21 protein-coding genes and 1 pseudogene are annotated in these 21620 nt (G+C 43.1%); 20 read left to right on the top strand and 2 right to left on the bottom strand.

Annotated elements, in window-relative coordinates; all coding sequences use genetic code 11:
• The first annotated feature begins 19 nt into the window (after positions 1-19).
• The 11 genes from sufB (at position 20) to ACH59B_RS20760 (ending at position 9252) form a co-directional block, all read left to right on the top strand.
• A complete protein-coding gene (gene sufB, locus ACH59B_RS20810; protein ID WP_025365814.1) occupies positions 20-1417 on the top strand; it encodes a Fe-S cluster assembly protein SufB in 1398 nt (465 codons plus the stop codon).
• 313 nt (positions 1418-1730) lie between these two features.
• On the top strand, positions 1731-1970 hold the full coding sequence (locus tag ACH59B_RS20805; protein ID WP_013373004.1) for a NifU family protein: 240 nt from the start codon (positions 1731-1733) through the stop codon (positions 1968-1970).
• 440 nt (positions 1971-2410) lie between these two features.
• Positions 2411-2968, top strand: a complete 558-nt coding sequence (locus ACH59B_RS20800) for a TetR/AcrR family transcriptional regulator (RefSeq protein ID WP_016819928.1) — start codon at positions 2411-2413, stop codon at positions 2966-2968.
• A 144-nt stretch (positions 2969-3112) separates the two neighbouring features.
• Positions 3113-4339, top strand: coding sequence for a tetracycline resistance MFS efflux pump (locus tag ACH59B_RS20795; protein ID WP_016819929.1), 1227 nt, complete (start codon positions 3113-3115; stop codon positions 4337-4339).
• 127 nt (positions 4340-4466) lie between these two features.
• Positions 4467-4778, top strand: a complete 312-nt coding sequence (locus tag ACH59B_RS20790) for a LiaF transmembrane domain-containing protein (protein ID WP_017428655.1) — start codon at positions 4467-4469, stop codon at positions 4776-4778.
• 88 nt (positions 4779-4866) lie between these two features.
• Positions 4867-5535: a PspA/IM30 family protein gene (locus tag ACH59B_RS20785; protein WP_019688580.1), complete on the top strand. Its 669-nt coding sequence runs from the start codon at positions 4867-4869 to the stop codon at positions 5533-5535.
• 7 nt (positions 5536-5542) lie between these two features.
• Positions 5543-6028 (top strand): PspC domain-containing protein, encoded by a 486-nt coding sequence (locus ACH59B_RS20780; RefSeq protein WP_016819932.1) that lies wholly within the window; start codon positions 5543-5545, stop codon positions 6026-6028.
• Complete coding sequence (locus ACH59B_RS20775) at positions 6028-6732, top strand: PspA/IM30 family protein (protein WP_016819933.1); 705 nt, start codon at positions 6028-6030, stop codon at positions 6730-6732. The genes ACH59B_RS20780 and ACH59B_RS20775 overlap by 1 nt, the downstream gene beginning before the upstream one ends.
• Before the next feature lie 148 nt (positions 6733-6880).
• A complete protein-coding gene (liaF, locus tag ACH59B_RS20770) occupies positions 6881-7528 on the top strand; it encodes a cell wall-active antibiotics response protein LiaF (protein WP_016819934.1) in 648 nt (215 codons plus the stop codon).
• A 16-nt stretch (positions 7529-7544) separates the two neighbouring features.
• Positions 7545-8624: a sensor histidine kinase gene (locus tag ACH59B_RS20765; protein WP_013372996.1), complete on the top strand. Its 1080-nt coding sequence runs from the start codon at positions 7545-7547 to the stop codon at positions 8622-8624.
• Entirely contained in the window at positions 8602-9252 is a 651-nt protein-coding gene (locus ACH59B_RS20760) for a response regulator transcription factor (protein ID WP_013372995.1), read from the top strand. Before ACH59B_RS20765 ends, ACH59B_RS20760 begins: the two co-directional genes overlap by 23 nt.
• A 75-nt stretch (positions 9253-9327) precedes the next feature.
• Here ACH59B_RS20760 and ACH59B_RS20755 read toward each other — a convergent pair whose 3' ends face one another.
• Positions 9328-9783: a hypothetical protein gene (locus ACH59B_RS20755; RefSeq protein ID WP_016819935.1), complete on the bottom strand. Its 456-nt coding sequence runs from the start codon at positions 9781-9783 to the stop codon at positions 9328-9330.
• Positions 9784-10031: 248 nt separating this feature from the next.
• Between ACH59B_RS20755 and ACH59B_RS20750 the strand changes: the two genes are divergently transcribed.
• The 3 genes from ACH59B_RS20750 to ACH59B_RS20740 all read left to right on the top strand — a co-directional run bounded on the left by ACH59B_RS20750 (position 10032) and on the right by ACH59B_RS20740 (position 14418).
• Positions 10032-10796: a YwmB family TATA-box binding protein gene (locus tag ACH59B_RS20750; RefSeq protein ID WP_016819936.1), complete on the top strand. Its 765-nt coding sequence runs from the start codon at positions 10032-10034 to the stop codon at positions 10794-10796.
• Between the two features lie 187 nt (positions 10797-10983).
• Entirely contained in the window at positions 10984-12540 is a 1557-nt protein-coding gene (zwf, locus tag ACH59B_RS20745) for a glucose-6-phosphate dehydrogenase (RefSeq protein WP_016819937.1), read from the top strand.
• Positions 12541-12837: 297 nt separating this feature from the next.
• Positions 12838-14418 (top strand): peptide chain release factor 3, encoded by a 1581-nt coding sequence (locus ACH59B_RS20740; RefSeq protein WP_016819938.1) that lies wholly within the window; start codon positions 12838-12840, stop codon positions 14416-14418.
• A 152-nt stretch (positions 14419-14570) separates the two neighbouring features.
• Here the strand turns inward: ACH59B_RS20740 and ACH59B_RS20735 are convergent, their stop codons facing one another.
• Positions 14571-14804 carry a small acid-soluble spore protein SspI gene (locus tag ACH59B_RS20735; RefSeq protein WP_016819939.1) on the bottom strand — a complete coding sequence of 78 codons (234 nt, stop codon included), beginning with the start codon at positions 14802-14804 and terminating at the stop codon, positions 14571-14573.
• 157 nt (positions 14805-14961) lie between these two features.
• Here ACH59B_RS20735 and ACH59B_RS20730 point away from each other — a divergent pair.
• The 6 genes and pseudogenes from ACH59B_RS20730 to ACH59B_RS20705 all read left to right on the top strand — a co-directional run.
• Positions 14962-15630 (top strand): annotated as a pseudogene (locus tag ACH59B_RS20730) (potassium channel family protein); the annotation flags it as partial.
• A gap of 77 nt (positions 15631-15707) precedes the next feature.
• Positions 15708-16496, top strand: coding sequence for an RNA methyltransferase (locus ACH59B_RS20725; protein WP_016819941.1), 789 nt, complete (start codon positions 15708-15710; stop codon positions 16494-16496).
• Positions 16497-17079: 583 nt separating this feature from the next.
• Positions 17080-17781, top strand: a complete 702-nt coding sequence (locus tag ACH59B_RS20720) for a response regulator transcription factor (RefSeq protein ID WP_031462216.1) — start codon at positions 17080-17082, stop codon at positions 17779-17781.
• Positions 17778-18764, top strand: a complete 987-nt coding sequence (locus tag ACH59B_RS20715; protein ID WP_016819944.1) for a HAMP domain-containing sensor histidine kinase — start codon at positions 17778-17780, stop codon at positions 18762-18764. The genes ACH59B_RS20720 and ACH59B_RS20715 overlap by 4 nt, the downstream gene beginning before the upstream one ends.
• 100 nt (positions 18765-18864) lie before the next feature.
• Entirely contained in the window at positions 18865-19644 is a 780-nt protein-coding gene (locus tag ACH59B_RS20710; protein ID WP_025365805.1) for an ABC transporter ATP-binding protein, read from the top strand.
• Positions 19610-21613 carry an ABC transporter permease gene (locus ACH59B_RS20705; RefSeq protein WP_404302548.1) on the top strand — a complete coding sequence of 668 codons (2004 nt, stop codon included), beginning with the start codon at positions 19610-19612 and terminating at the stop codon, positions 21611-21613. The genes ACH59B_RS20710 and ACH59B_RS20705 overlap by 35 nt, the downstream gene beginning before the upstream one ends.
• The last annotated feature ends 7 nt before the right edge of the window (positions 21614-21620 follow it).

The raw sequence follows: 21620 nt of genomic DNA, 5'->3' as shown, positions 1-21620 counted from the left end.
TTAAAAAGGAGTGATACTAATGGCTAAAAAAGCACCAGATATGGGCGAATATAAATATGGGTTTCGCGACAAGCACCAGTCTATTTTTCAATCTGGAAAAGGTCTGACGGAAGAGATTGTCCGGGAAATTTCCCGGATCAAGGAAGAGCCGGAGTGGATGCTCAATTTTCGGTTGAAAGCTTTGAATCAATTCTACAAAATGCCGATGCCTGAATGGGGAGCGGATTTGACCGGGCTAAATCTTGATGACATCCAGTATTACGTTCGCCCTTCTGAAAAACAGGGAAAGACCTGGGAGGAGGTTCCTTCCGAGATCAAAGCAACCTTTGACAAGCTGGGAATCCCTGAAGCGGAGCAAAAGTTCCTGGCGGGCGTATCCGCTCAATATGAGTCGGAAGTAGTTTATCACAGCATGCGGAAAGAACTGGAGGATCAGGGCGTTATTTTCCTTGATACGGATACTGCATTAAAGCAATACCCCGAAGTGTTTAAGCAACATTTTGGGACGATCATCCCTCCCGCAGACAATAAATTTGCGGCGCTTAATAGTGCGGTTTGGTCAGGCGGTAGCTTTGTATACATTCCGAAGGGTGTTCATTGCGAGGTTCCTATACAAGGTTATTTCCGTATTAATTCTGAAAATATGGGTCAATTCGAGCGGACATTAATTATTGCCGAAGAGGGCAGCTTTGTCCATTATGTTGAAGGATGTACAGCACCTATTTATAGTACCAGTTCTTTGCATAGTGGAGTTATTGAAATTATTTGCCGGAAAGATTCCCGTGTCCGTTACACGACCATTCAGAATTGGGCTCCTAATATCTACAACTTGGTAACCCAAAGGGCTGTGGTAGAAGAAAATGCCACAATGGAATGGGTGGACGGCAACATCGGCTCCAAGGTAACAATGAAGTATCCGGCAGTATTATTGAAAGGACGGGGAGCCAAGGGGTCCATCCTGTCTATTGCCGTAGCCGGTAAAGATCAGCATCAAGATGCTGGCGCGAAGGTAATTCACCTTGCTCCCGAGACAACATCTACGATTATATCCAAATCCATCAGCAAGCAGGGCGGAAAAGTAAACTACCGAGGGTTGTCCAGCTTCAGCCGCGATTCCGCAGGGTCTAAGTCCAATATTAAGTGCGATACGTTGATATTGGATAACATGTCAACATCAGATACGATTCCATACAATGAAATTAAAAACGATCAGATTACTTTGGAGCACGAGGCAACAGTATCCAAAGTGTCTGAGGAACAATTGTTTTACTTAATGAGCCGCGGGCTTACAGAACAAGATGCTACACAAATGATTGTAATGGGCTTTATTGAACCGTTTACCAAAGAATTGCCAATGGAATATGCCGTTGAAATGAATCGGTTGATTCAATTTGAGATGGAAGGAAGCATCGGTTGATTCATTAATTTAATAGATCAAACCTTTATCATTCTTTAAAGAGGTGCTAGTAATGAAGAAAAATAAATCGGACGATTCAGAACTAGCTCAAATTACCCGAGAGATACGAAAACTTCAATTCTGCCTCCATATGCTGTCAGGATTGAGCGCAAGTTGTGGTGTGATGATACCTTTAGACTCTATTCATACGCTTATAAGGGAACTTTCGGATCAAGAGGTTACTCTTAGGCAAAAAGCAAAGGATTACTCAGACGATCTAGGATGAAAAAAGGTCTGAATGACGGTTGGTAAAACAATGGGAGGAGTTGACATAATGGATGAAAATGGAGTTTTATTCGATGAAGTATCGGAAGTTCTTCTCAAACTACGTCCTTTCTTACTGCGTGACGGTGGAGATGCTGAACTGGTCGAAGTTGAGAACGGTATAGCAAAATTAAGATTTTTGGGAGCATGCAATGGTTGCCCAAGTGCTACGATTACGTTAAAGGTTGCTATTGAGCGCGCAATTCTTGAGGAAATTGATGATATTAAAGAAGTTGTACAAGTATTCTAAAATTCCTCGATACTGAGCAACTGAGTTAGTCCTGTCGCAGACCATAGCTACGGAAGTTGATCCCGCTGCTCAATACCAAAGTACATCGACAGATTACCTTGCGGGTAGAAATCGACGAACAGCGCTTTTTTCCCTTCGTCAAACAAGGTATTATCAAGATTTAATTCGATATCGAGTGGGAAACCGTGGAGGTTCAGTCCTCTCGCCGGTATACACAAAAGGGTGATAAAATGCTTAAAGGCATTTTATCACCCTTTTTATTAATTGCATTCTCAATTTCGGCTACATAATTAATCGGGTGTCAGATGAATGAAGATAAGAACTTCACATAGTTTCTTTTCTAAATAGTATATTTGACTGTGACTTTGAGGTTGTAGTAGGATAATGGTACTGAAAAAACATTTATAGTTTATTAAGTGTAAAAGAAATGAGGAATGCATATGCAAGAAAGAATTTTGGAAGCTTTCGTAGAGGAAGTTCATGAGAATGGATTGAAATTTACTATGGATGATCTTGCGAAAAGACTTGCCATCAGTAAGCGTACGTTGTATGAAAATTTTTCGTCTAAGACTCTTATTTTAGAGACACTTATTGAGCGTACAAATGATGATATGATTCAAAAGACGGAGCAAATTATCCAAAACAATGAATTATCTTTGTTAGAAAAGATTAAGCAGTCGATTAGGGTTATGCCGCTGTATTATAAGTTTTATGATTTAAGAATTTTGGACCAGATGAAAAAGTATTATCCTGAGCAATGGAAAAGAGTACATGCTGATTTAAATGATTGGTCTCCGATCAGAACATTAATTCAGGAAGGTATTCGAGAAGGAATTATTGTGAATAAAAATGAGGCTCTAATCATGAAGCTAATTATTGATTCAGTGAATTTAACGCTTGATCAGCGTTTCTTTCTGGATAACAGTGTGACGGTAGAGGAAGCAACTTATTCCATTGTAGATATATTGTTATTTGGGTTAGTCGAAAAACAAAAATAGCCTAATAATATGTGTGTATTAAAAGAGGCTATTTTTTTTATATGAAAACTAATAAAACAATTAAAGTTTTTTTGTTTTTGAAGCTAGGATACTGAAATTAACTACTGATAAATAAAAGGGGTTCTGAAAAGGAAGGGTGGAAATATGTCTATACTAACAAGAAATCGGGGAGCAATGCTGTTATTGATGCTTAACATTTTTTTAGCATTCATGGGGATTGGATTAGTCGTTCCTGTTTTACCTAAATTTATAAGTGAGCTAGGGATGAACGGTTCTTCAATGGGACTAATGGTTGCAGCCTTTGCGCTGACACAGCTTTTATTATCACCTTTGTCAGGAAAGTTGTCTGACCGTTATGGACGTAAAAAGTTGATTGTTTCTGGGATGTTTATTTTCATGCTGTCAGAGCTTGTTTTTGGATTGGCGAGTTCTGTTCCTACCTTGTTTGTTGCACGAATCATGGGCGGGGTAGGGGCAGCGTTGCTTACACCTTCTATAATGGCCTATGTCGCTGATGTGACCTCGTTTGAGGAAAGAGGCAAGGGTATGGGCATGATTAATGCAGCGATTAACACAGGCTTCATAATCGGGCCAGGGATTGGCGGTTTGCTTGCAGCCTATGGAATACGTATTCCCTTCTTTGCGGCGGCAGGTGCTGCAGGAATAGCGGCTATTTTGTCTCTGTTCGTGCTGCCTGAGTCTTTGAGCAAGGAAAAACAACAGTACAATAGAGAGCTTCCGCGTGAAAAAGAAAACCTTTTACAGCAATTTGCCAAGTCCTATCAATCTCCGTATTTCATGGGCTTGCTCATTGTATTTGTCGTTGCTTTTGGATTGGCGAATTTTGAAACGGTATTTGGACTGTTTGTTGACCATAAATATGGTTTTACACCGATGGATATTGCCATCATTATAACGACAGGGTCTATTTTGGGGGCAGTTGTTCAAGCAACTATATTTGGTTGGATCATTAACCGTTTTGGTGAGAAAAAAGTAATTCACCTTTGCTTGGCTATTGGAGGACTGTTTATTTTCCTAACTTTATTTGCCGAGCAGTACGTGATGATTATGCTGACGACTTTTATCATTTTTCTGGCTATGGATATCCTTCGCCCAGCCGTAAGCACTTCTCTATCGCGGCAGGCTGGGGATGAGCAAGGGTTTGTAGCGGGTATGAACTCGTCCTATACCAGCTTGGGGAATGTAATTGGACCGTTAGTTGCAGGACTGCTGTTTGATGTTCATATTAATTTGCCTTATATGGTGGCAGCGGTAGCCTTATTTGCTTGTCTCGTCCTTTCACTACGCTCTAAGCATGCAGGAAAGCGACACTCAACAACCCTTGCAGCAGAGCAGCGTAGAAGTGGTTAGCCGCAGGTCTATATTCACCCCCGACTTAGGTCTAGGTTCAAAAACCGTCTGGGGTCCGTTTTGTCAAACGTTAGGTCAGCGTACAATAAGGACATAAGCAAGAAACAGTGAAAGGCGGTGAGAGATGATGAGAGTTAACAAAGGGAATGGGTTAGCCATTGTACTGATCGTGTTGGGTTCGATTATGCTGCTCGGTAAGTTTACTCCGTTTTTCGGTCACTTTGTAGGACATCTGATTGGTTACTTAATTCCGATAGCGATGATTATGCTGGGGTACTACGGTGTGAAAAGAGGTAATGCGCTCTTCGGTTGGATCGTGCTTGTGCTCGGGGTACTGATTTTACTGGGCAAGCTGTCCTGGCTTATTGGACCACTGCTGGCAATCGGATTAATCATATTTGGTGTATCCATGCTGAGTGACCGTAGAAGACGCTACTGAATGTGACAGTTTGAGGATGAAGAAAAATGTACGAAAGCAAAGAGCAAGAAATGATGAAAATACGAACTTGTGAAAGGAGTAGACGCCAATGAGTGTTTTTCGAAGAATGCGTGATATTACGGTAGCAACCTTCAATGAGCATTTGGAACAAAGTCAAGATCCGGTACAACTCATTGACCAGTTTCTATATAATACCCGTCAGGAAATCGCCGAAGCGGAAAAGCTTCATCAGCAGTATGCAGTGCATACAAGACAAATGAAGCAGCAGTTGGATCATGCATTGTCCATGCAGGCCAAACGGGAGGAACAAGCGCTTCTGGCTTTGAAAGCAGATGAGGAACACGTCGCAAAGCTAGCCCTTCAGGAAAAAATGCTGTATGCAGAAAAAGAAGAGCAGTATAGAGAACTGTGGGAGCAGAGCCGTGAATCATTACGTGAATTGGAGCAACAGCTGGATACATTAAAGACAGAATACCAAACGGTACACAGTAAGCGTCAGTATTACGCTGCACGTGTACAAACGTTGAGACTCCAGCAACAAATGAACGAACGGGCAGGTACATACGGTGGACGAAATGTTCCCCGAATGTTCAACCGCTTGGAAGACCGGGTAGCCGATATGGAAGCAGAAACGATGAGTCTGCGTGAATTGCGTCGGGGTGAGGAGTATACAAGGGATGCTCACAGCGGTGGATCGCTGCTCGAACAAGAGTGGGCGAGATTGAAAAGCAAGCTGAACAACAGCGGGAAGGAATAAGTAAATTATGACCCGAATTTACCGATCAAGCCGGGATAGAGTATTAACTGGAGTATGTGGCGGTCTTTCTGACGCAACAGGAATGGACTCAACTTGGATACGTATTCTGGTTGTGATCAGTTTCTTTATTACAGCAGGCACCACATTTATGATTTATGTGATTGCAGCGTTGGTTATTTCCAAGGAACCAAGATCTCCTTACGATGGAGGATTCGGTCCAGATAGCGGTCCCTATACCCAGCAAGATCCGCGCTATTATGGCGGTAGTAATACTAGAACACAGTACGGACAAGGAACTGGTTACAATCAAGGTGGAGCATACGGCAACTCGAACCCGTTTGGTCAGGATGCCCGCTATTCATCCAAATTTAATGCAGGACACAACAGTGATCTGGATTCCATGATGGAAGATATCGAGAAAAAAGCAATGAAAAAGGAACTGGAAGAGTTACGTAAAAAAGTGGAGCAATTCGAGAAGGGAGAACGTAAATAATGGGAATCTTTAAAAGAATGAAGGATATGACAAGAGCATCGGTGAATGAAATGTTGGATAAAGTTGAAGATCCGATTATCATGTTAAATCAGTACTTGCGTGATATGGAGGCAGAAATTCACGAGGCTGAGGTAACAGTCGCCAAGCAAATGGCAAATGAGCGTCGTATGAAACAGCGCTTGGAGGAGGCTGTACGTGTATCCAATGAGCGCGAAAAGCAGGCCGAATCTGCATTGCGAAATGGTCAGGAAGAAGTAGCCCGCAAGCTGCTGGGCGAGAAGATTTATTTTGTGCAAAAGCAGGATGAATACCGTGACTTGCACACTCAAGCTGAGCTTCAAGCGAAAGAACTGGTACAGCAGCTTCATGGAATGAAGGATGAATTCTACAAAATGCGCAATAAGCGTAATGAGCTGGTATCCCGTGCTCAAATGGCAAAAGCCAAAAAGCAAATGTCGCAAATCAATAGCTTGCACACGATTGAAAGCGGGTCTGCTTCGCTGGGCTTCCACCGCATGGAGGAAAAAATCATGCAAATGGAGGCGGAAGCTGACGTACTGCGTGCCCCTTATCGTCAAGCACCGGGAGAGGCATATGTTAATCCCGCAGAAGCTGAAAAACAATTTAAAGTGGATGAGCAGCTTCAACAATTGAAGTCCAAAATTCAGACAGGTGCTAAACCTGTAGATATGAAGAAGGACTAACTACTCGGAACCCAAACATTATGATATGCTGTATAGATGGACACTGACCAATAACAGTGCTCAATCTGTATGGTTCGGGAAGCCATATGGCCATAAATTGCGCCACTATGGCTTTTCCTTCCTGTATAAGCAAAAAAGGGGGTGCAGCATGGAGAGAAGAAAATCAGCCTTGGCACTGGCAGGGATTGGCATCGGGATTATTATTTTATTCGGTCAGTGGATTGGGTTCCTCTCCGTGTTTGCACTGATCCTAATGTTGGCGGGAATATATAAGATTCGCAATTCTAAAATCAAAAAGGGCTATACGATGCTTGCCATCGGTGCTGGTCTGCTGGTGCTGGATCATTTGTTCTTGTTTGTGGTGATCACATTGGCTTCGCTGGCTGTGTTCTATTCACGTTCCAGGAAGCTGCATAAAGGTCAAAGCTCCATATTCAAACACAATTTCATATCCAATCACAAATGGGATGAAGTGCCGTGGAGCTTGCGCAGCACAAGTATATGGCATGTGGTTGGGGATGTGGATGCTGACCTGACGCTGGCTCTTCCAGAGGAACGTGAGCCCGTCATATTTTTACAGGGGATCTTCGGTGACATTGACATCACGCTGCCGGATAATTACGGTGTAGAGGTGGAGATGTTCGTATTGTTCGGGCAGATTCAGTTCGACCGGGATCATGAGGCGGGGATGCTCAACCGACTGGTGTGGAAGTCTCCTCATTTTGAGCAGAGTGAATATAAAGTGAAGTTTGTCGTTTCGTACCTGGCGGGCGATGTCCGCATTCGATTTTATTGAATCAGGAGGAACCGGGATGAATCATAAAAAAACGTCCAACATGGTAACCCGCAGTATGGGTGAAGGTATCCTCCTGTGTGTTGTTGTGGGCGTAGTTGTCTTTTATATGCTGTATACATATGGATATGTGAAGTCGTTCCCAACCTGGGGAATGATACTGAAAGTAGCAGGAGCCGTTATACTGGTGTTGATTGGTACAGGGGCAATGTACGGATTTTATGAAAGTTATCGCTTTAAAAGCAGACTGGAAATGTTAAGAGAGACATTGCTAATGTGGGAAAAGGGCACCCCTGCACGTGAGTTGCCTCCCCTAGGGCATGATGAGCTTGGCAGGCTAGGAGAGCAGTTGGAACGAATCGGGCGTAAATGGCAGGAACAAGTTACGTCTTTACAACGCTTATCTACAGATAATGCTCAGCTGGCAGAACAGGCACGAATGACTGCGATCGTAGAGGAACGGCAGCGGCTGGCCAGAGAGTTGCATGATGCAGTATCGCAGCAATTATTTGCTATTTCAATGACAGCGACGGCTGTGGGCAGGACACTGGACAAGGATTTTGATAAAGCGCAACGTCAGGTTGCATTAATTGAAGAAATGTCTTCCGTGGCACAATCCGAAATGCGGGCGTTACTCCTTCATTTACGGCCTGTCTATCTGGAAGGAAAACGGCTTGAGCAGGGTTTGCGTGATTTGGTACAGGAATTACAGGCAAAAGTACCAATGGAGATTGATTTTGAGATGGAAAGCGGAGTACAGTTGGTTAAAGGCATTGAGAATCACTTGTTTCGCATTGTTCAGGAAGCGATGTCTAATACATTGCGCCATGCCAAAGCAACTCGTATGGAAATTCGTATCGTGCAGCGCCCGGATTCCATTAGGCTGACGATTCGGGATAATGGTATTGGTTTTGAAATGGATGAGAAAAAGCAGACATCATATGGATTATCCACCATGCAGGAGCGGGTCAGTGAAATTGGGGGAGCTATTCAGTATATAACGGCTCCGGGAAAAGGGACACGCATCGAGGTGTCTGTGCCAGTTATTTATGATGAAAGCGGAAGGAACGATGATCATGGAAACGGAATTACCGATTAGCGTGCTGCTGGTAGACGACCATGAAATGGTGCGGATCGGGCTTGCGGCAGTGCTGGGGACAGAAGAAGGGATTGAAGTGGTCGGCGAGGCTGGAAGCGGAGAAGAAGGCATACGGTTAGCATCAGAATACAAGCCAAATGTAATTTTAATGGATTTGGTCATGGATGGCATGGATGGTATTGAAACGACACGCCAAGTGACACGCCTGCTTCCAGAGACAAAGGTGATTGTACTGACGAGTTATTTGGATGATGAGAAAATGTACCCGGTCATTGAGGCAGGTGCATTCAGTTATTTGCTCAAAACGTCTCGTGCTTCCGAGATTGCGGATGCGATCCGTGCAGCTGCACGCGGACAGTCCGTACTCGAGTCACAGGTGGCCTCTAAGATGATGAATCGATTCCGCCAGCCACAGGCTGAAGCGCCCGCACATACAGAGCTAACAGATCGTGAGATGGAGGTTCTTCGCTTGTTGGCACAAGGGAAGTCTAACCAGGATATCGCAGATGAACTGATTATCGGGATTAAGACGGTAAAATTCCATGTCACGAACCTTCTCGCCAAATTAGGAGTGGAGGACCGCACACAGGCGGCAATCTATGCCTATAAGAACGGCTTAGCAGAGTAGATTATAAAACGACAAATACAAAGAACCGGAGGCGATGAATGGTCCTCCGGTTTTTTGTGTTCTGAAATACGGCGTTTAGATAAGGAGGAATAGAAAGGCGATTAAGGCCAGATCTAGTGCAAGCCCTCCCCCGTATCCATATCTGCCGCGATAGCCTGCTCTGCCATTTGCATAATTTCCATTTCCGTTTGAGCCAAATTCGCCTACGTTATAAGGAAAGTATGGATTTAGAAGTTCGTCGGGCGGTCTATTAAAGGCATTTAGCTTGGCAGAAGGGCGAGCTTTGTTTTTGGAATTCCTTTTTTTCTTTTTAGAGGAGATTTTTTTAGCTTTTTGTTTTCCTTTGTTACTGTAGCTTCCGGCATAGAGACTACCAGGAAAGGAGGATGGATATCCGTTCAACATCAGCTTGCCTTTGCTACACCCGCTTAAGATGCCGATGTGTCGTGTACCATCACGCATGACGGCACAGACCATCCGTCCGCCATGAGGTGCCACACTGGCTTCATTTACTGGATAAATGGGAAACATGATTTCACCTCTTTTGGTGTAAGATGCGTTGTGATTATAGTCTATTCTTATAGTGCCTACGGTGTATGGTCGAACACCCAGTAGGCGAATGAATATTTCTGAACGGTTGTGCTGACTTCCTCTGCGTATAAAACCTCTGGCAACGGGCATGCTATTGATAGATTCATAGATTTCAATCGAGCCGAAAAAAGAAGCATTCTATCGTGGATATGCGGAGAACGTATGGTTATGGAGGGGAAGGAACGTCCATGTTAAAAGTAGAGATGATTAAAAAGGGAGTTATTGCGATTTTGGTATTAGGAACGGTGTTGGTACTGGCTGGCTGGCGTTACGGAACTCTTCAGACCAACGGAACTGATTCCCGCGAGGCAGAAACGGCTTTACGCTCGTTGTTATTCCTATCGGATCAAACCCCGGGTACACTGGATAAGCTAGTTGTAAAATGGCAAGGCGATTGGATTCCTAATCATGAAGATCCGGCAGATATAGCGGCACAGATAGCTGATCAACTGAATATACCCACAGCAAGTAAACTCGTGGAAAATGGACATACACTTTATCGTTCTGTTCGTGATCGTGAGGATTTGAAAATTCGTTTAAATGTGATGGAACGTCAAACTGGACAATGGTATGTAGTCGTTCAGCTGGAAAGCAGTGATACAGGACGTGAGCAATTGATTCAGCTTCATAAGCTTTGTGCTGAGCAATTAAATTCTATAGGGGTGCAAGCGCAGTGGAACACCTCCGTTCAGCGTTCGCTGCAAGCAAAGGAAAGCGTGGATCAACTGATGAAACGGACAGAAGCGAGCTTAGCAGGGACCATCTCTATGCAGGCTAAAGAAAGATACACAGATGTAAACACAGTAGCCGTATCTTATGAAGCTCCAGACCTGCCATTAATGGTTCAAAGCGGTGAGCATCAAGTCCAGATGCAGATGGCTGTACATGAAAATAAGGAGCAGCAGGATAAACGTATAACACTCGGTTTTCCGCTTATCACGATTGAATACTGACTTATAAGGTAAATTTATGATTCATCGGATAGCTTATCCATGTAGAATATGTTAAAATGTCATCAAATCTTTAGTTCCATGTTTTTCGAAAATCAAGTATGATCTTGTATAAATATACACAATACTACATGCGGATTTCGAGGATTGTGGATTGCGGAATCTTGACATGGGAAGAATGAGGTACTTCATGGCTGACATACCTGTTAAAGAATCTCTTGTGACACAAGGTGCAGTTCTGTTTATTTTTGGTGCTACGGGTGATTTGGCTCGCCGCAAGTTATTTCCTGCTATCTACAGCTTGTACCGCGAAGGCAAGCTTGCTGAAGATTTTGCTGTTATTGGTGTAGCAAGACGTCCTCGCACAGAAGCAGAATTCCGTAATGACCTGTACGCTTCCATACAGGAGTTTAGTCGCTATAAAGCAGAAAATGATCAAGAATGGCAGGCATTTGCCGAGCATTTTGAATATAAATCGCTGGATATCAACAATGTCGATGGGTTTCATGAGCTGAGACAGCAGACGGAGGCTATAGAAGGTAAGTTTAACATACCGGGAAATCGGTTGTTTTATTTGGCCTTGGCTCCTGAATTATTCGGAAGTGTGTCGAAGAGCTTGAAAGAGGGCGGCATGTTGGAAGGCAAGGGCTGGAATCGTCTGGTTATAGAGAAGCCTTTCGGCTACAACCTCGAATCTGCACAAGAACTGAACATTGAAATTCGTGAAGTATTTGCCGAAGAAGAAATTTATCGGATTGATCACTATCTTGGTAAGGAAATGGTACAAAATATCGAGGTGATCCGCTTCGCTAACGCCTTTTTTGAACCACTATGGAATAACAAGCATATTGCCAATGTGCAAATTACGCTGAGTGAAACGGTAGGGGTAGAGGAACGCGGAGGTTATTATGATCATTCCGGTGCCTTGCGTGATATGGGACAGAACCATATGCTGCAAATGCTTACGATGATCGCGATGGAGCCACCTAGTCGTTTGTTGCCAGAGGATATCCGCGATGAAAAGGTAAAAGTGCTGCGTTCACTACGACCTTTTGGATCATCTGAGGATGTGAAGACCAACGTGGTACGTGGTCAATATACTGAGGGCAGTTATCGCGGTCAGCAGTTGCCAGGGTATCGTCAAGAAGACAAGGTTGATCCACAATCGAATACAGAGACTTATTTTGCTTCACGCGTGTTTGTTGATAACTTCCGTTGGGCTGGCGTACCGTTCTACATTCGTACGGGCAAACGCCTCCCTGTAAAAACTACGGAGATCGTTGTGGAATTTAAGAGCATGCCGACCAATGTATATCTCGGTCAAAAGCATAAGCTCGAACCCAACTTGCTCGTCATTCGGGTTAATCCAATGGAGGGCATATACATTAAAATCAATGCCAAGAAGCCTGGTTCGGAGTCAGATATTGAGCCGCTGGCGATGGATTTTTGCCAAAGCTGTATGGTGGGGATCAACTCACCGGAAGCTTATGAACGGTTGCTGATGGATGCGATCGAGGGTGATTCGACGTACTTCACGCGCTGGGATGAGGTGGCTACAGCGTGGGGATTCGTTGATCGAATCGCCAAAGCATGGCAGCAAACCCCGGATACACTGGAAACCTATGCTGCAGGCTCATGGGGACCTGATGGTGCTCACAAGCTGTTGGAGCAGGATGGCTACAAGTGGTGGCCGGTTAGCGGTCAGGATGAAGATAATGTCATCTGGCGAGTAGGCGGCACTCAGTAATCCCGATTTGTCCAGCATCCCCCTATGTCCTGTTCAGGATGTAAGGGGATGCTTTGCGTTCGGAGTATGCTATAATAGCTTAGTCTCAGGTTTTCAGTTTGCAACTGATTATACGTTAAAGGCAGGCTAAAACATGTAAATAGATCGTATTTATCATGAATATGGTGACGGAGTATGCCGAATACTGGAACTAACGGCAATGAGCCGATGAACTTATGAAAATAGGCGTGCAACATGGCCTTTTTATAATAGCTTGAGCAGAAATGCAATGGATTTGATCATGAAGGGATATGTGAAATGAGTAAAACAACAGATATACTTCAACAGGAAGTCGACAAACGGCGTACGTTTGCGATTATTTCTCACCCGGATGCGGGTAAAACGACACTGACGGAAAAGTTGCTGCTGTTCGGGGGCGCTATTCGTCTTGCAGGTACAGTCAAAGCTCGTAAAGCTAGCAAGCATGCGACGAGTGACTGGATGGAGATTGAAAAACAGCGGGGGATTTCGGTAACATCCTCAGTAATGCAATTTGATTATAATGGGCATCGCGTTAATATTCTGGATACCCCAGGTCACCAGGATTTCAGTGAAGATACGTACCGCACACTGACAGCTGCAGATAGTGCGGTCATGCTGATTGACGTAGCAAAAGGTGTGGAAGCGCAAACGATCAAGCTGTTCCAGGTTTGTGCGAAGCGCGGAATACCGATATTTACCTTCATTAATAAGCTGGACCGTGAGGGACGCAGTCCCTTTGATCTGATGGAAGAGCTGGAACAGGTTCTTGGTATCCGTTCGGTGCCGATGAACTGGCCGATTGGTACTGGGCGTGATCTGTGCGGTGTTTATGATCGTGTCAAAAATCAGGTTGAGTTGTTTCAGGGAGATGACCATTCCACGATCAAAGTACAAAAAGTGGAAGGTTACAATGATCCGATTATTCGCGAGATGGCGGGCGAATATTTGCACGACCAATTATGCCAGGATTTAGAGTTGCTTGATGTCGCAGGTGACCCTTTTGATATGGAAAAAGTACAGCGTGGAGAATTGACGCCTATATTCTTTGGCAGTGCGATTAACAATTTTGGCGTGCAAACATTTTTGGAAAACTTCCTCCAGCTTGCGCCTAAGCCAGAACCGCGCCGCAGTACAGTTGGGGAAATTCAGCCAACGAACGAGAAGTTTACTGGCTATGTATTTAAAATTCAGGCCAATATGAACCCGGCTCACCGTGACCGTATTGCATTTTTGCGTATCGTGTCTGGTAAGTTCCAACGCGGGATGAGTGTTAAACATGTTCGAATGGGTAAAGAGATTAAGCTGTCCCAACCACAGCAGTTCTTGGCACAGGACCGTGATATTGTCGAAGAAGCATTCCCTGGGGATATTATAGGCTTGTTTGACCCAGGTATTTTCCGCATTGGCGATTCACTGAGTCAAGGTGGCGAGGTTGTATTTGATGAACTGCCAACCTTTTCACCTGAGATTTTTGCTAAGGTTACTGTAAAGAATGCTTTAAAGCACAAGCAGTATCTGAAAGGTATCGACCAGTTGACTGAAGAAGGTATGATTCAGGTGTTCCGTACGGTAAGCTTCGATGATACGCTTCTAGGCGTAGTCGGCCAACTGCAATTTGAAGTATTTGAATACCGCATGAAGGGTGAATATGGGGTAGATGTACAGCTTCAGCGTATGCCGTTCCAATTTGCTCGCTGGATTGTGGATGAGCAGATTGATCCGAGCAAGTTCCGTATCAACTCTACGCTTGTGAAAGATAAGAAAGGCAATTATGTCGCCTTGTTCGAAAATGAGTATGCCATGCGTACGGCTATAGAAAAAAATCCGACCGCTAAGTTTTTGGAAATGGCTCCATAAAATTTTATATGCAGAGCAGTCTGATCTCAGTCATTTGATATATACCACGAATAGTCCACTCGACATGAATGCGAGTGGACTATTCTCATTTTCGAATACGGGTAAAAATAATGAGCACAATTAAAGCATAACAGGAAGTTGAGTAGCTAGAGCTAGGTTAAGGGCACGGGTTTGATTTTATCGATTTGTTCATGTGCCAAATGGACGAAGTCATGCTGCTGGTTTGGACTCATATGCTTCCATGCGATTTCAAGAATGACACCCAATCCAGGCAAAGCGGCTTCCGGTCCATCCACTGACCCAATAATCATATCCGTAAGATCAGCCTCTGATTTGCCGTGAACTTTGTGAACAATCGCTTGTCGTAAATCCATTGTAATGGGCATGTGTACCTCCCGTATGTTGTAATAGTGATCGAATGTATTATGGCTTGGGCTGTGGTCCAGTATTCATGGAGAAGCATTTGGAATAAGGATGCCAAAATTTATGTTTGTAGCATGATATGCTATACTATGACGGACAGTATGGTGAGCGGGAGGTAAAGAAGGAATGGCGAAAAAACAGTATGCGGTCATTGGCATGGGGCGCTTTGGCTCCAGTGTTGCCAGCGCGCTGAGTGAGATGGGTTTTGATGTGTTGGCTATCGACTCGGACGAGCAGCGTACACAGGAAATGTCGAATATTGTGACGCATGCGGTGTCTGCCGATTCGACGGATGAGGAAGCACTGCGAGCACTGGGTATCCGCAATTTTGACGTAATTGTAGTCGCAATTGGTGAAGATATACAAGCCAGCATTCTAACAACATTGATTCTCAAGGACATGGGTGTGCCCGCTCTTGTGGTCAAAGCACAAAATGAACTACACGGGAAAGTGCTGCAAAAAATAGGTGCGGATAAAGTGGTTTATCCTGAACGGGATATGGGACTGCGGGTAGCCCATCATCTAACATCTCCCAATATTCTGGACTATATCGAGCTGTCCAAGGACTACAGTATTTTGGAGATGCGAGCCGCTGATTCCATGATCGGCAAAAATCTGAAGGAGCTAGACATACGTGCACGCTTCGGCTGCAATGTAATGGCGATTCGCAGAAACCAGGAGATGAACATTTCACCTTATGCTGAGGATCGTCTTGAAGCGGGTGATGTGCTGGTCATTGTGGGTCACAAGGACGATCTAACCAAGCTGGAGCTGGCTTTTGCAGCTTAGAGAGATTTGATGTTCAAGTACAAGTGATGCATCATTTATTTTTAAAGAAACGGACCATAGAACGGAAGGTTAAACGAATGGAAATCATTTCACCGAATAATGCGCGTGTAAAAGAATGGTCGCAATTGCTGGAGAAAAAGCATCGTACACGGCAGCATAAATATATTGTTGAGGGTATTCATCTAGTGCAGGAAGCGTTGCGTTCGAACGCGGCAGTAGAAAGCGTCGCCTATGATTTGGACAAGGGGATTCCTGCCGAGCTGAATGGTCTGGATTCAGCCGACCAGCCGGTGGAATGGATTCCCGTGTCGACGGCGGTCATTGCCAAATGCACCGATACCAAGACGCCGCAGTCTGTCTTTGCTATCGTGCGTAAGCAGGAGCAGAGCGCATTCGTAGCATTACTGGAGCAGCCAGATGCGCTGGTGATGGTGCTGGACGGGGTACAGGACCCCGGCAATGTAGGCACCATTATCCGCAGCGCGGACGCTGCTGGAGCCGCAGGCGTTATATTGGGTCATGGCTGCGCCGACCTGTACAACCCCAAAACGATCCGTTCCACGATGGGATCGTTATTTCATCTGCCGGTCATCGAAGGCAGTCTGGAGGAGCTTTTGCCGCAGGCCAAAAGTAAAGGGGCCCGCTTGCTCAGCACCTCGCTGGATGCAAGCTTGTCATGCTATGCCGTGGATTTGCGTGTATCCACCTGGCTCGTGATTGGCAACGAGGGCCAAGGTATTTCTGCTGCTACCGCTAGTATGGTGGATGAATCAGTATTCATTCCAATGCAGGGACAAGCAGAGTCACTGAATGCAGCCATGGCCTCTACGGTGTTATTATTCGAGGCGATGAGACAGCGAAGCTAAGAGAATGAACACGGATTTGTCTGGGTTATAACATCAATTAATACTAAAATGAGTCGGGTCATAGAGCCCGACTCATTTTTTTAGAGAATGTTATATCTGTCATGATCTTAATCACTTTTAAGGGTAGGTCTTCATTTGGACATAATACATATATTACTGTTGAGCTGTTTTCTATATACCTTACAACAAAGTAAGGTTTTTGTAAGCTTTGACTGTTGTTTGTGATGTATAGGCTAGTTAGTATGTTTAATAGCTAGGCAAGGAAAGATGTGAGCATATGAAGTATTCAAAGAACAAAATAAAAAAGGTAATCAAATCAAAAAAAGACTTCGATGAGACGTTAAAAAAATATAAAGGGATCATTATTACAGTAACGGTTATCGTTATGATGATTATAACGTTAACTGCTCTGGTGCTTGGCACAATGCATATTATTCGAGACTCAATCTATATCACAATTGAATCTTCCTAATTACAATTAAAGAAAATGGATTGTTGTTATTGCTTGGACGATTAAATCAAGGCATTATATAGAGAAAATCATATTATTAAAAATTCAAGCACTAAGAAGGTAGAAAACACAATGCATAAAATATTAATCGTAGAGGATGACCCTCAAATTAGCTCTTTACTCCAGTCCTATCTTGAAAAGTATGGTTATCAAGGAGTTGTCGTTTCAAATTTTGATCAGGTATTGAGTACTTTTCAGGAAGTAAAGCCTGATTTGGTCATACTTGATGTGAATTTACCTCATTTTGATGGATTTTATTGGTGTAGACAAATTCGCACCCAATCTACTTGTCCTATCCTTTTTGTGTCCGCGCGGGATGATAAGATGGATCAGGTCATTGCTTTGCAGAACGGGGCGGATGATTACATTACTAAACCGTTTCATCCCGAAGTACTGTTAGCCAAAATAGAAAGTAATCTGCGACGTGCTTATGGTTTATATGCAGTTGCCCAAAAATCACGCTCCATAACAGTGTCAGGCTTGACTCTATACCCTGACATTATGGAGCTTGTGTTTCATGACAAGCAGGTAGAAATGAGCCATAAAGAAGCTGCGCTACTGGAGCTACTGATGACATATCCTAAGCAGGTTGTAGGGAGAGTTCATCTCTTAGAAGCTTTATGGGATGATTACCAATATGTCGGTGAAAATACACTGAATGTTTATGTTACTCGTGTCCGTAAAAAGCTGGCCGAGTTGGGGTTGGAGGATATCATAGAGACGGTTAGAGGAGCTGGATATCGGCTGCACTTGACTGAGGAGGAAGAACAGTGAAGCTTTTTTGGCGTGATCATTTCTCAATGATCATATTCAATATCGTCCAACTTTTTCTTGTGTTAAGCATTTATTGGATGGATGGTTATCATAACTTGTCTACTGCTCTTTATTCCGTCTTTTTTGGGACCTCCATATTGCTGATCTATTTACTGTTCCGGTACGTCATGTATTCTAGTTTATATCGATTACTTTCCACTGCAAATATTAGAGATCTAGATGAACTCATTCAGATGAAGGTACTTAATCCTCTTGCCTCTTCTTTACAGAATTTGCTTTTACAATTTTACCGATTGTATCAGTCTCGAATTCATCAGTTAGAGCATCAACAGCGTGATCACATTACTTTTATTAACCAGTGGGTTCACCAGATGAAAACTCCCCTCTCTGTTATTCATTTAATTCTCAAAGGAAAAATAGATCCCGAGTCGGATCAGATTCATGATGAGATTGATCGAATGGGAAAAGGACTGGAAATGATCTTATATATGTCACGATTGGAGGCCTTTGAACCTGACTTTCATGTGGAGCCTGTTGTATTACGAAAGCTGGTTAGTGAAGTGATTTATGATAACAAAAGATTATTGATTCGTAACGAAATTTATCCTTCCAATGAAGTGGACGAGCAGTTGAGTGTGATTACCGATGCCAAATGGCTAAGATTTATAATTAATCAATTGGTGACCAATGCGGTGAAATACTCTTCAGGTCATGCCCACAGTCTGAAGTTGATATCTGAGATAAGAGATAAAGTGTTTGTGCTGAAAGTACAGGATGAAGGAATCGGTATCCCTAAAAAAGATATTGAACGGGTATTTGAGGCTTATTACACAGGTGAAAACGGACGGAAGTATAGTGAATCTACCGGAATGGGCCTGTACATGGTGTCAGAAATCTGCAAAAGGCTGAGTCATGACATTCAACTGAAATCGACGGTTGGTGAAGGAACGACGGTTGAGATCTTGTTTTCAATTCACAAATAAGAACCTTACAACACATTTAAGGTTTCTGTAATGTTAATCGATCGCTTCATCCCTCTGGATGAATTATGATCATGACATAGGAAAAAGAAAGGAATGAACGATGGAGATTGTACGAATGGATCAAGTCACCAAAATATACTATGGTAAGGTTCCCTACCGAGCTCTCAACAATATCCATTTAACGATTCAACAAGGTGAGTTTGTAGGCATTATGGGTCCGTCTGGTAGTGGGAAGACAACATTACTAAATATGATTTCCTCCATTGATATGCCGACTTCTGGCGAGGTTAGCATTAATGGGGAAAATCCACATCTGCTCAAGAAGGATAAGCTCGCTTTATTTCGTCGCAAAGAATTGGGGCTTGTATTTCAAGACTATAATTTGCTGGAAACTCTTAGTCTGGGAGAGAACATACTATTTCCTCTGATGCTGAATAAAAAAGGATTAAAGGAAATGGGACACAAACTGGAAGAGGTAGCGAAGAAACTGGATATTGCAGATATTTTAGACAAACGGCCTCTTGAGGTGTCAGGGGGTCAAAAGCAAAGAGCAGCTATAGCCAGAGCTATTATTCATTCTCCTTCACTCCTGTTGGCAGATGAACCAACTGGAAATCTCGATTCCAAATCTTCACGAGTTGTGATGGAAATGTTAGAACTCATCCATCGCGTAGACAATTCCACAATCGTGCTGGTAACACACGGTGCCTTGGAAGCCAGCTATTGTGATCGGGTAATTTTTATTAAAGATGGCGAGTTATTTAATGAAATCCACCGTAGTCACAGTCAGCAATTATTTTTTCAGGAAATCATAGATATGCTCTCCTTTCTGGGGGGAAGTAGACATGCACATGAGCTTTCGTCTGTTAGCATGGAATAATCTCAAGCATAATGCGCGTGCTTATGTACCTTATTATTTAAGTAGCTCCTTGATGATTACAATTTTTTTCGTATATGCGATGTTTATTTTTCACCCGGATGTCTCCAATGCAATCATGGCCTTTAATGTAAAAAAGGGATTACAAGTTGCTGATCTATTGATTTTTGTATTTTCCTTTTTCTTCGTATTATACACAAACAATATTTTTATTGCTGCACGTAAAAAAGAATTCGGTATACTGACCATTTTGGGGACACATCGCAGACAAATTTATTTTTTGGTTGCTTATGAGAATCTGATTATAGGCTTTTTATCCTTGATTACCGGGATTACGGGAGGATTTGTTTCCGCAAAGTTCTTTCTACTTTTGGGCTCCAGTGCCACAGGGCTGTATTTAACATTTTATTTTCCTTGGAAAGCACTGGCTTTCACTGTAGTTGGCTTTATGTTTTTGTTTACCTTGATCTCACTTGTATCTGTTTTCTTCATACGCCAATCTAAATTACAGCAGCTTTTTAGCAAGGTTCCTCAGCTCAAAAAAGAGCCTAAAGCTTCATGGAGCCTGTCCTTTCTTGCAATAGCGCTAATAGGAGCGGCTGTATATTTAATGAAGCTGGATTTTCCACCATATATTTATCTGGCACCGTATCGTTTGGGGACTCTATCCTTTTATATGTTGCACTATTCAGTTGGAGACACATTTAAATATACGATTGTAATGGGGTTTATTGGAATTTACTTACTATACGCCCAATCAAGTGTTTTGTTCATTCAATTGCTTAGAGCCAACAGGAAATGGTGTTGGAGTGGAACTCGTTTGTTATGGCTATCTGAAATCACATACAAAATGAGGAATAATGCCGGGCTGTTCACATTGGTTACCCTAATTTCTATCGTTTCCTTTCTAGGAGCAGCTTCAACTTTTGACTCCATGCAGCAGCAAAATAGATTTTTTAGGGAGCAGTCTTATTCATTTGCATTTTTTTCTGATGTTGTAAGTTCCATAGATCTTGAAGATGAGATTGATCAAAATCTTTATAAGGCTGGGGTGGATTATTCGAAAAGTGAAGTACTGATCTTTCCCTTTCGTGAACAGTTGGCACCTGTGATGAAACAATCCAACTATGAGCCTCTTGCTTCTAAATTAAAGAAACAAATACAGGTACCTGCGCTTCGAGATGATCAAGGCTTTTTCATTTTTGATTCAAACGGGATGTCATTAGAAGAACAGAAAACCTTTTTTGAAAAAAGGCTAACTTACAATCAAGGGAAATCCCGAATTACGGGTATCCAGATTGTGGATACTCAGAAGATAGACCATAGCATAAAGTTTGATGGAAACATCATTTCTGAACTAGGAAGGTTGCTTGTTGTCTCAGATCAAACTTACGAACATTTAGTTAAACAACAGTATTTCAATGTTCCATTGGCATACAAATCTGTTTATTATTTTGTGCCTAAATGGAAGAGTGGCCAAGTATCATTGGAAACTTCTGAGACCCAAGAAGAGGTGTGGTTGTATTCCCTGCTGGCCAACAAGGTGAATAAAGGATCGCTTAACTCTAGAGCAGTGGATTATCTGACATCGGAGATGGATCTGAATATTAGTAAATTTATTGGCGGATTTATCGCCATCATTATGTTGGCAAGCACAGTAAGCCTGCTTTATTTCAGATTGTATGTAGATCTTAAACGGGATGAGGAAATATACCGGGCTCTATCCAAAATTGGACTAAGCTCAAGGGAAATGAGACGAGCTGCATCCAGACAAATTGCGTTCCTATTTCTTCTGCCATTAGTTGTTTCATCCATAGGAATAGTGCTTTGTTTAGTTATGTCAGAACCATCTGTAGTACCCTTTCATCTTACGCTTATTCAAATTATGATTTGCTTTTGGGTAATTCAATTCTTTTCCTTTCTTATTGTACGTTTCCTGTACCTTCGTCAATTGGATTTAAAGATGCTGTAAAGAGCGA

Source organism: Paenibacillus sp. DP01 (assembly GCF_044784315.1).
GTDB lineage: Bacteria > Bacillota > Bacilli > Paenibacillales > Paenibacillaceae > Paenibacillus > Paenibacillus polymyxa.
Note: the sequence above shows the minus strand (reverse complement) of the source record. Positions and strands in the feature narration are given on the sequence as shown.

What these genes read in the sequence shown, in the direction of transcription:
- ACH59B_RS20785 (WP_019688580.1), top strand. Translation starts at nt 4,867, where the DNA reads ATGAGTGTTTTTCGAAGAATGCGTGATATTACGGTAGCAACCTTCAAT.
- ACH59B_RS20725 (WP_016819941.1), top strand. Translation starts at nt 15,708, where the DNA reads ATGGAAATCATTTCACCGAATAATGCGCGTGTAAAAGAATGGTCGCAA.
- ACH59B_RS20805 (WP_013373004.1), top strand. Translation starts at nt 1,731, where the DNA reads ATGGATGAAAATGGAGTTTTATTCGATGAAGTATCGGAAGTTCTTCTC.
- ACH59B_RS20750 (WP_016819936.1), top strand. Translation starts at nt 10,032, where the DNA reads ATGTTAAAAGTAGAGATGATTAAAAAGGGAGTTATTGCGATTTTGGTA.
- ACH59B_RS20800 (WP_016819928.1), top strand. Translation starts at nt 2,411, where the DNA reads ATGCAAGAAAGAATTTTGGAAGCTTTCGTAGAGGAAGTTCATGAGAAT.
- ACH59B_RS20775 (WP_016819933.1), top strand. Translation starts at nt 6,028, where the DNA reads ATGGGAATCTTTAAAAGAATGAAGGATATGACAAGAGCATCGGTGAAT.
- ACH59B_RS20710 (WP_025365805.1), top strand. Translation starts at nt 18,865, where the DNA reads ATGGAGATTGTACGAATGGATCAAGTCACCAAAATATACTATGGTAAG.
- ACH59B_RS20740 (WP_016819938.1), top strand. Translation starts at nt 12,838, where the DNA reads ATGAGTAAAACAACAGATATACTTCAACAGGAAGTCGACAAACGGCGT.
- ACH59B_RS20780 (WP_016819932.1), top strand. Translation starts at nt 5,543, where the DNA reads ATGACCCGAATTTACCGATCAAGCCGGGATAGAGTATTAACTGGAGTA.
- ACH59B_RS20755 (WP_016819935.1), bottom strand. Translation starts at nt 9,783, where the DNA reads ATGTTTCCCATTTATCCAGTAAATGAAGCCAGTGTGGCACCTCATGGC.
- ACH59B_RS20790 (WP_017428655.1), top strand. Translation starts at nt 4,467, where the DNA reads ATGAGAGTTAACAAAGGGAATGGGTTAGCCATTGTACTGATCGTGTTG.
- ACH59B_RS20720 (WP_031462216.1), top strand. Translation starts at nt 17,080, where the DNA reads ATGCATAAAATATTAATCGTAGAGGATGACCCTCAAATTAGCTCTTTA.
- liaF (WP_016819934.1), top strand. Translation starts at nt 6,881, where the DNA reads ATGGAGAGAAGAAAATCAGCCTTGGCACTGGCAGGGATTGGCATCGGG.
- ACH59B_RS20795 (WP_016819929.1), top strand. Translation starts at nt 3,113, where the DNA reads ATGTCTATACTAACAAGAAATCGGGGAGCAATGCTGTTATTGATGCTT.
- ACH59B_RS20705 (WP_404302548.1), top strand. Translation starts at nt 19,610, where the DNA reads ATGCACATGAGCTTTCGTCTGTTAGCATGGAATAATCTCAAGCATAAT.
- ACH59B_RS20760 (WP_013372995.1), top strand. Translation starts at nt 8,602, where the DNA reads ATGGAAACGGAATTACCGATTAGCGTGCTGCTGGTAGACGACCATGAA.
- ACH59B_RS20735 (WP_016819939.1), bottom strand. Translation starts at nt 14,804, where the DNA reads ATGCCCATTACAATGGATTTACGACAAGCGATTGTTCACAAAGTTCAC.
- ACH59B_RS20765 (WP_013372996.1), top strand. Translation starts at nt 7,545, where the DNA reads ATGAATCATAAAAAAACGTCCAACATGGTAACCCGCAGTATGGGTGAA.
- zwf (WP_016819937.1), top strand. Translation starts at nt 10,984, where the DNA reads ATGGCTGACATACCTGTTAAAGAATCTCTTGTGACACAAGGTGCAGTT.
- sufB (WP_025365814.1), top strand. Translation starts at nt 20, where the DNA reads ATGGCTAAAAAAGCACCAGATATGGGCGAATATAAATATGGGTTTCGC.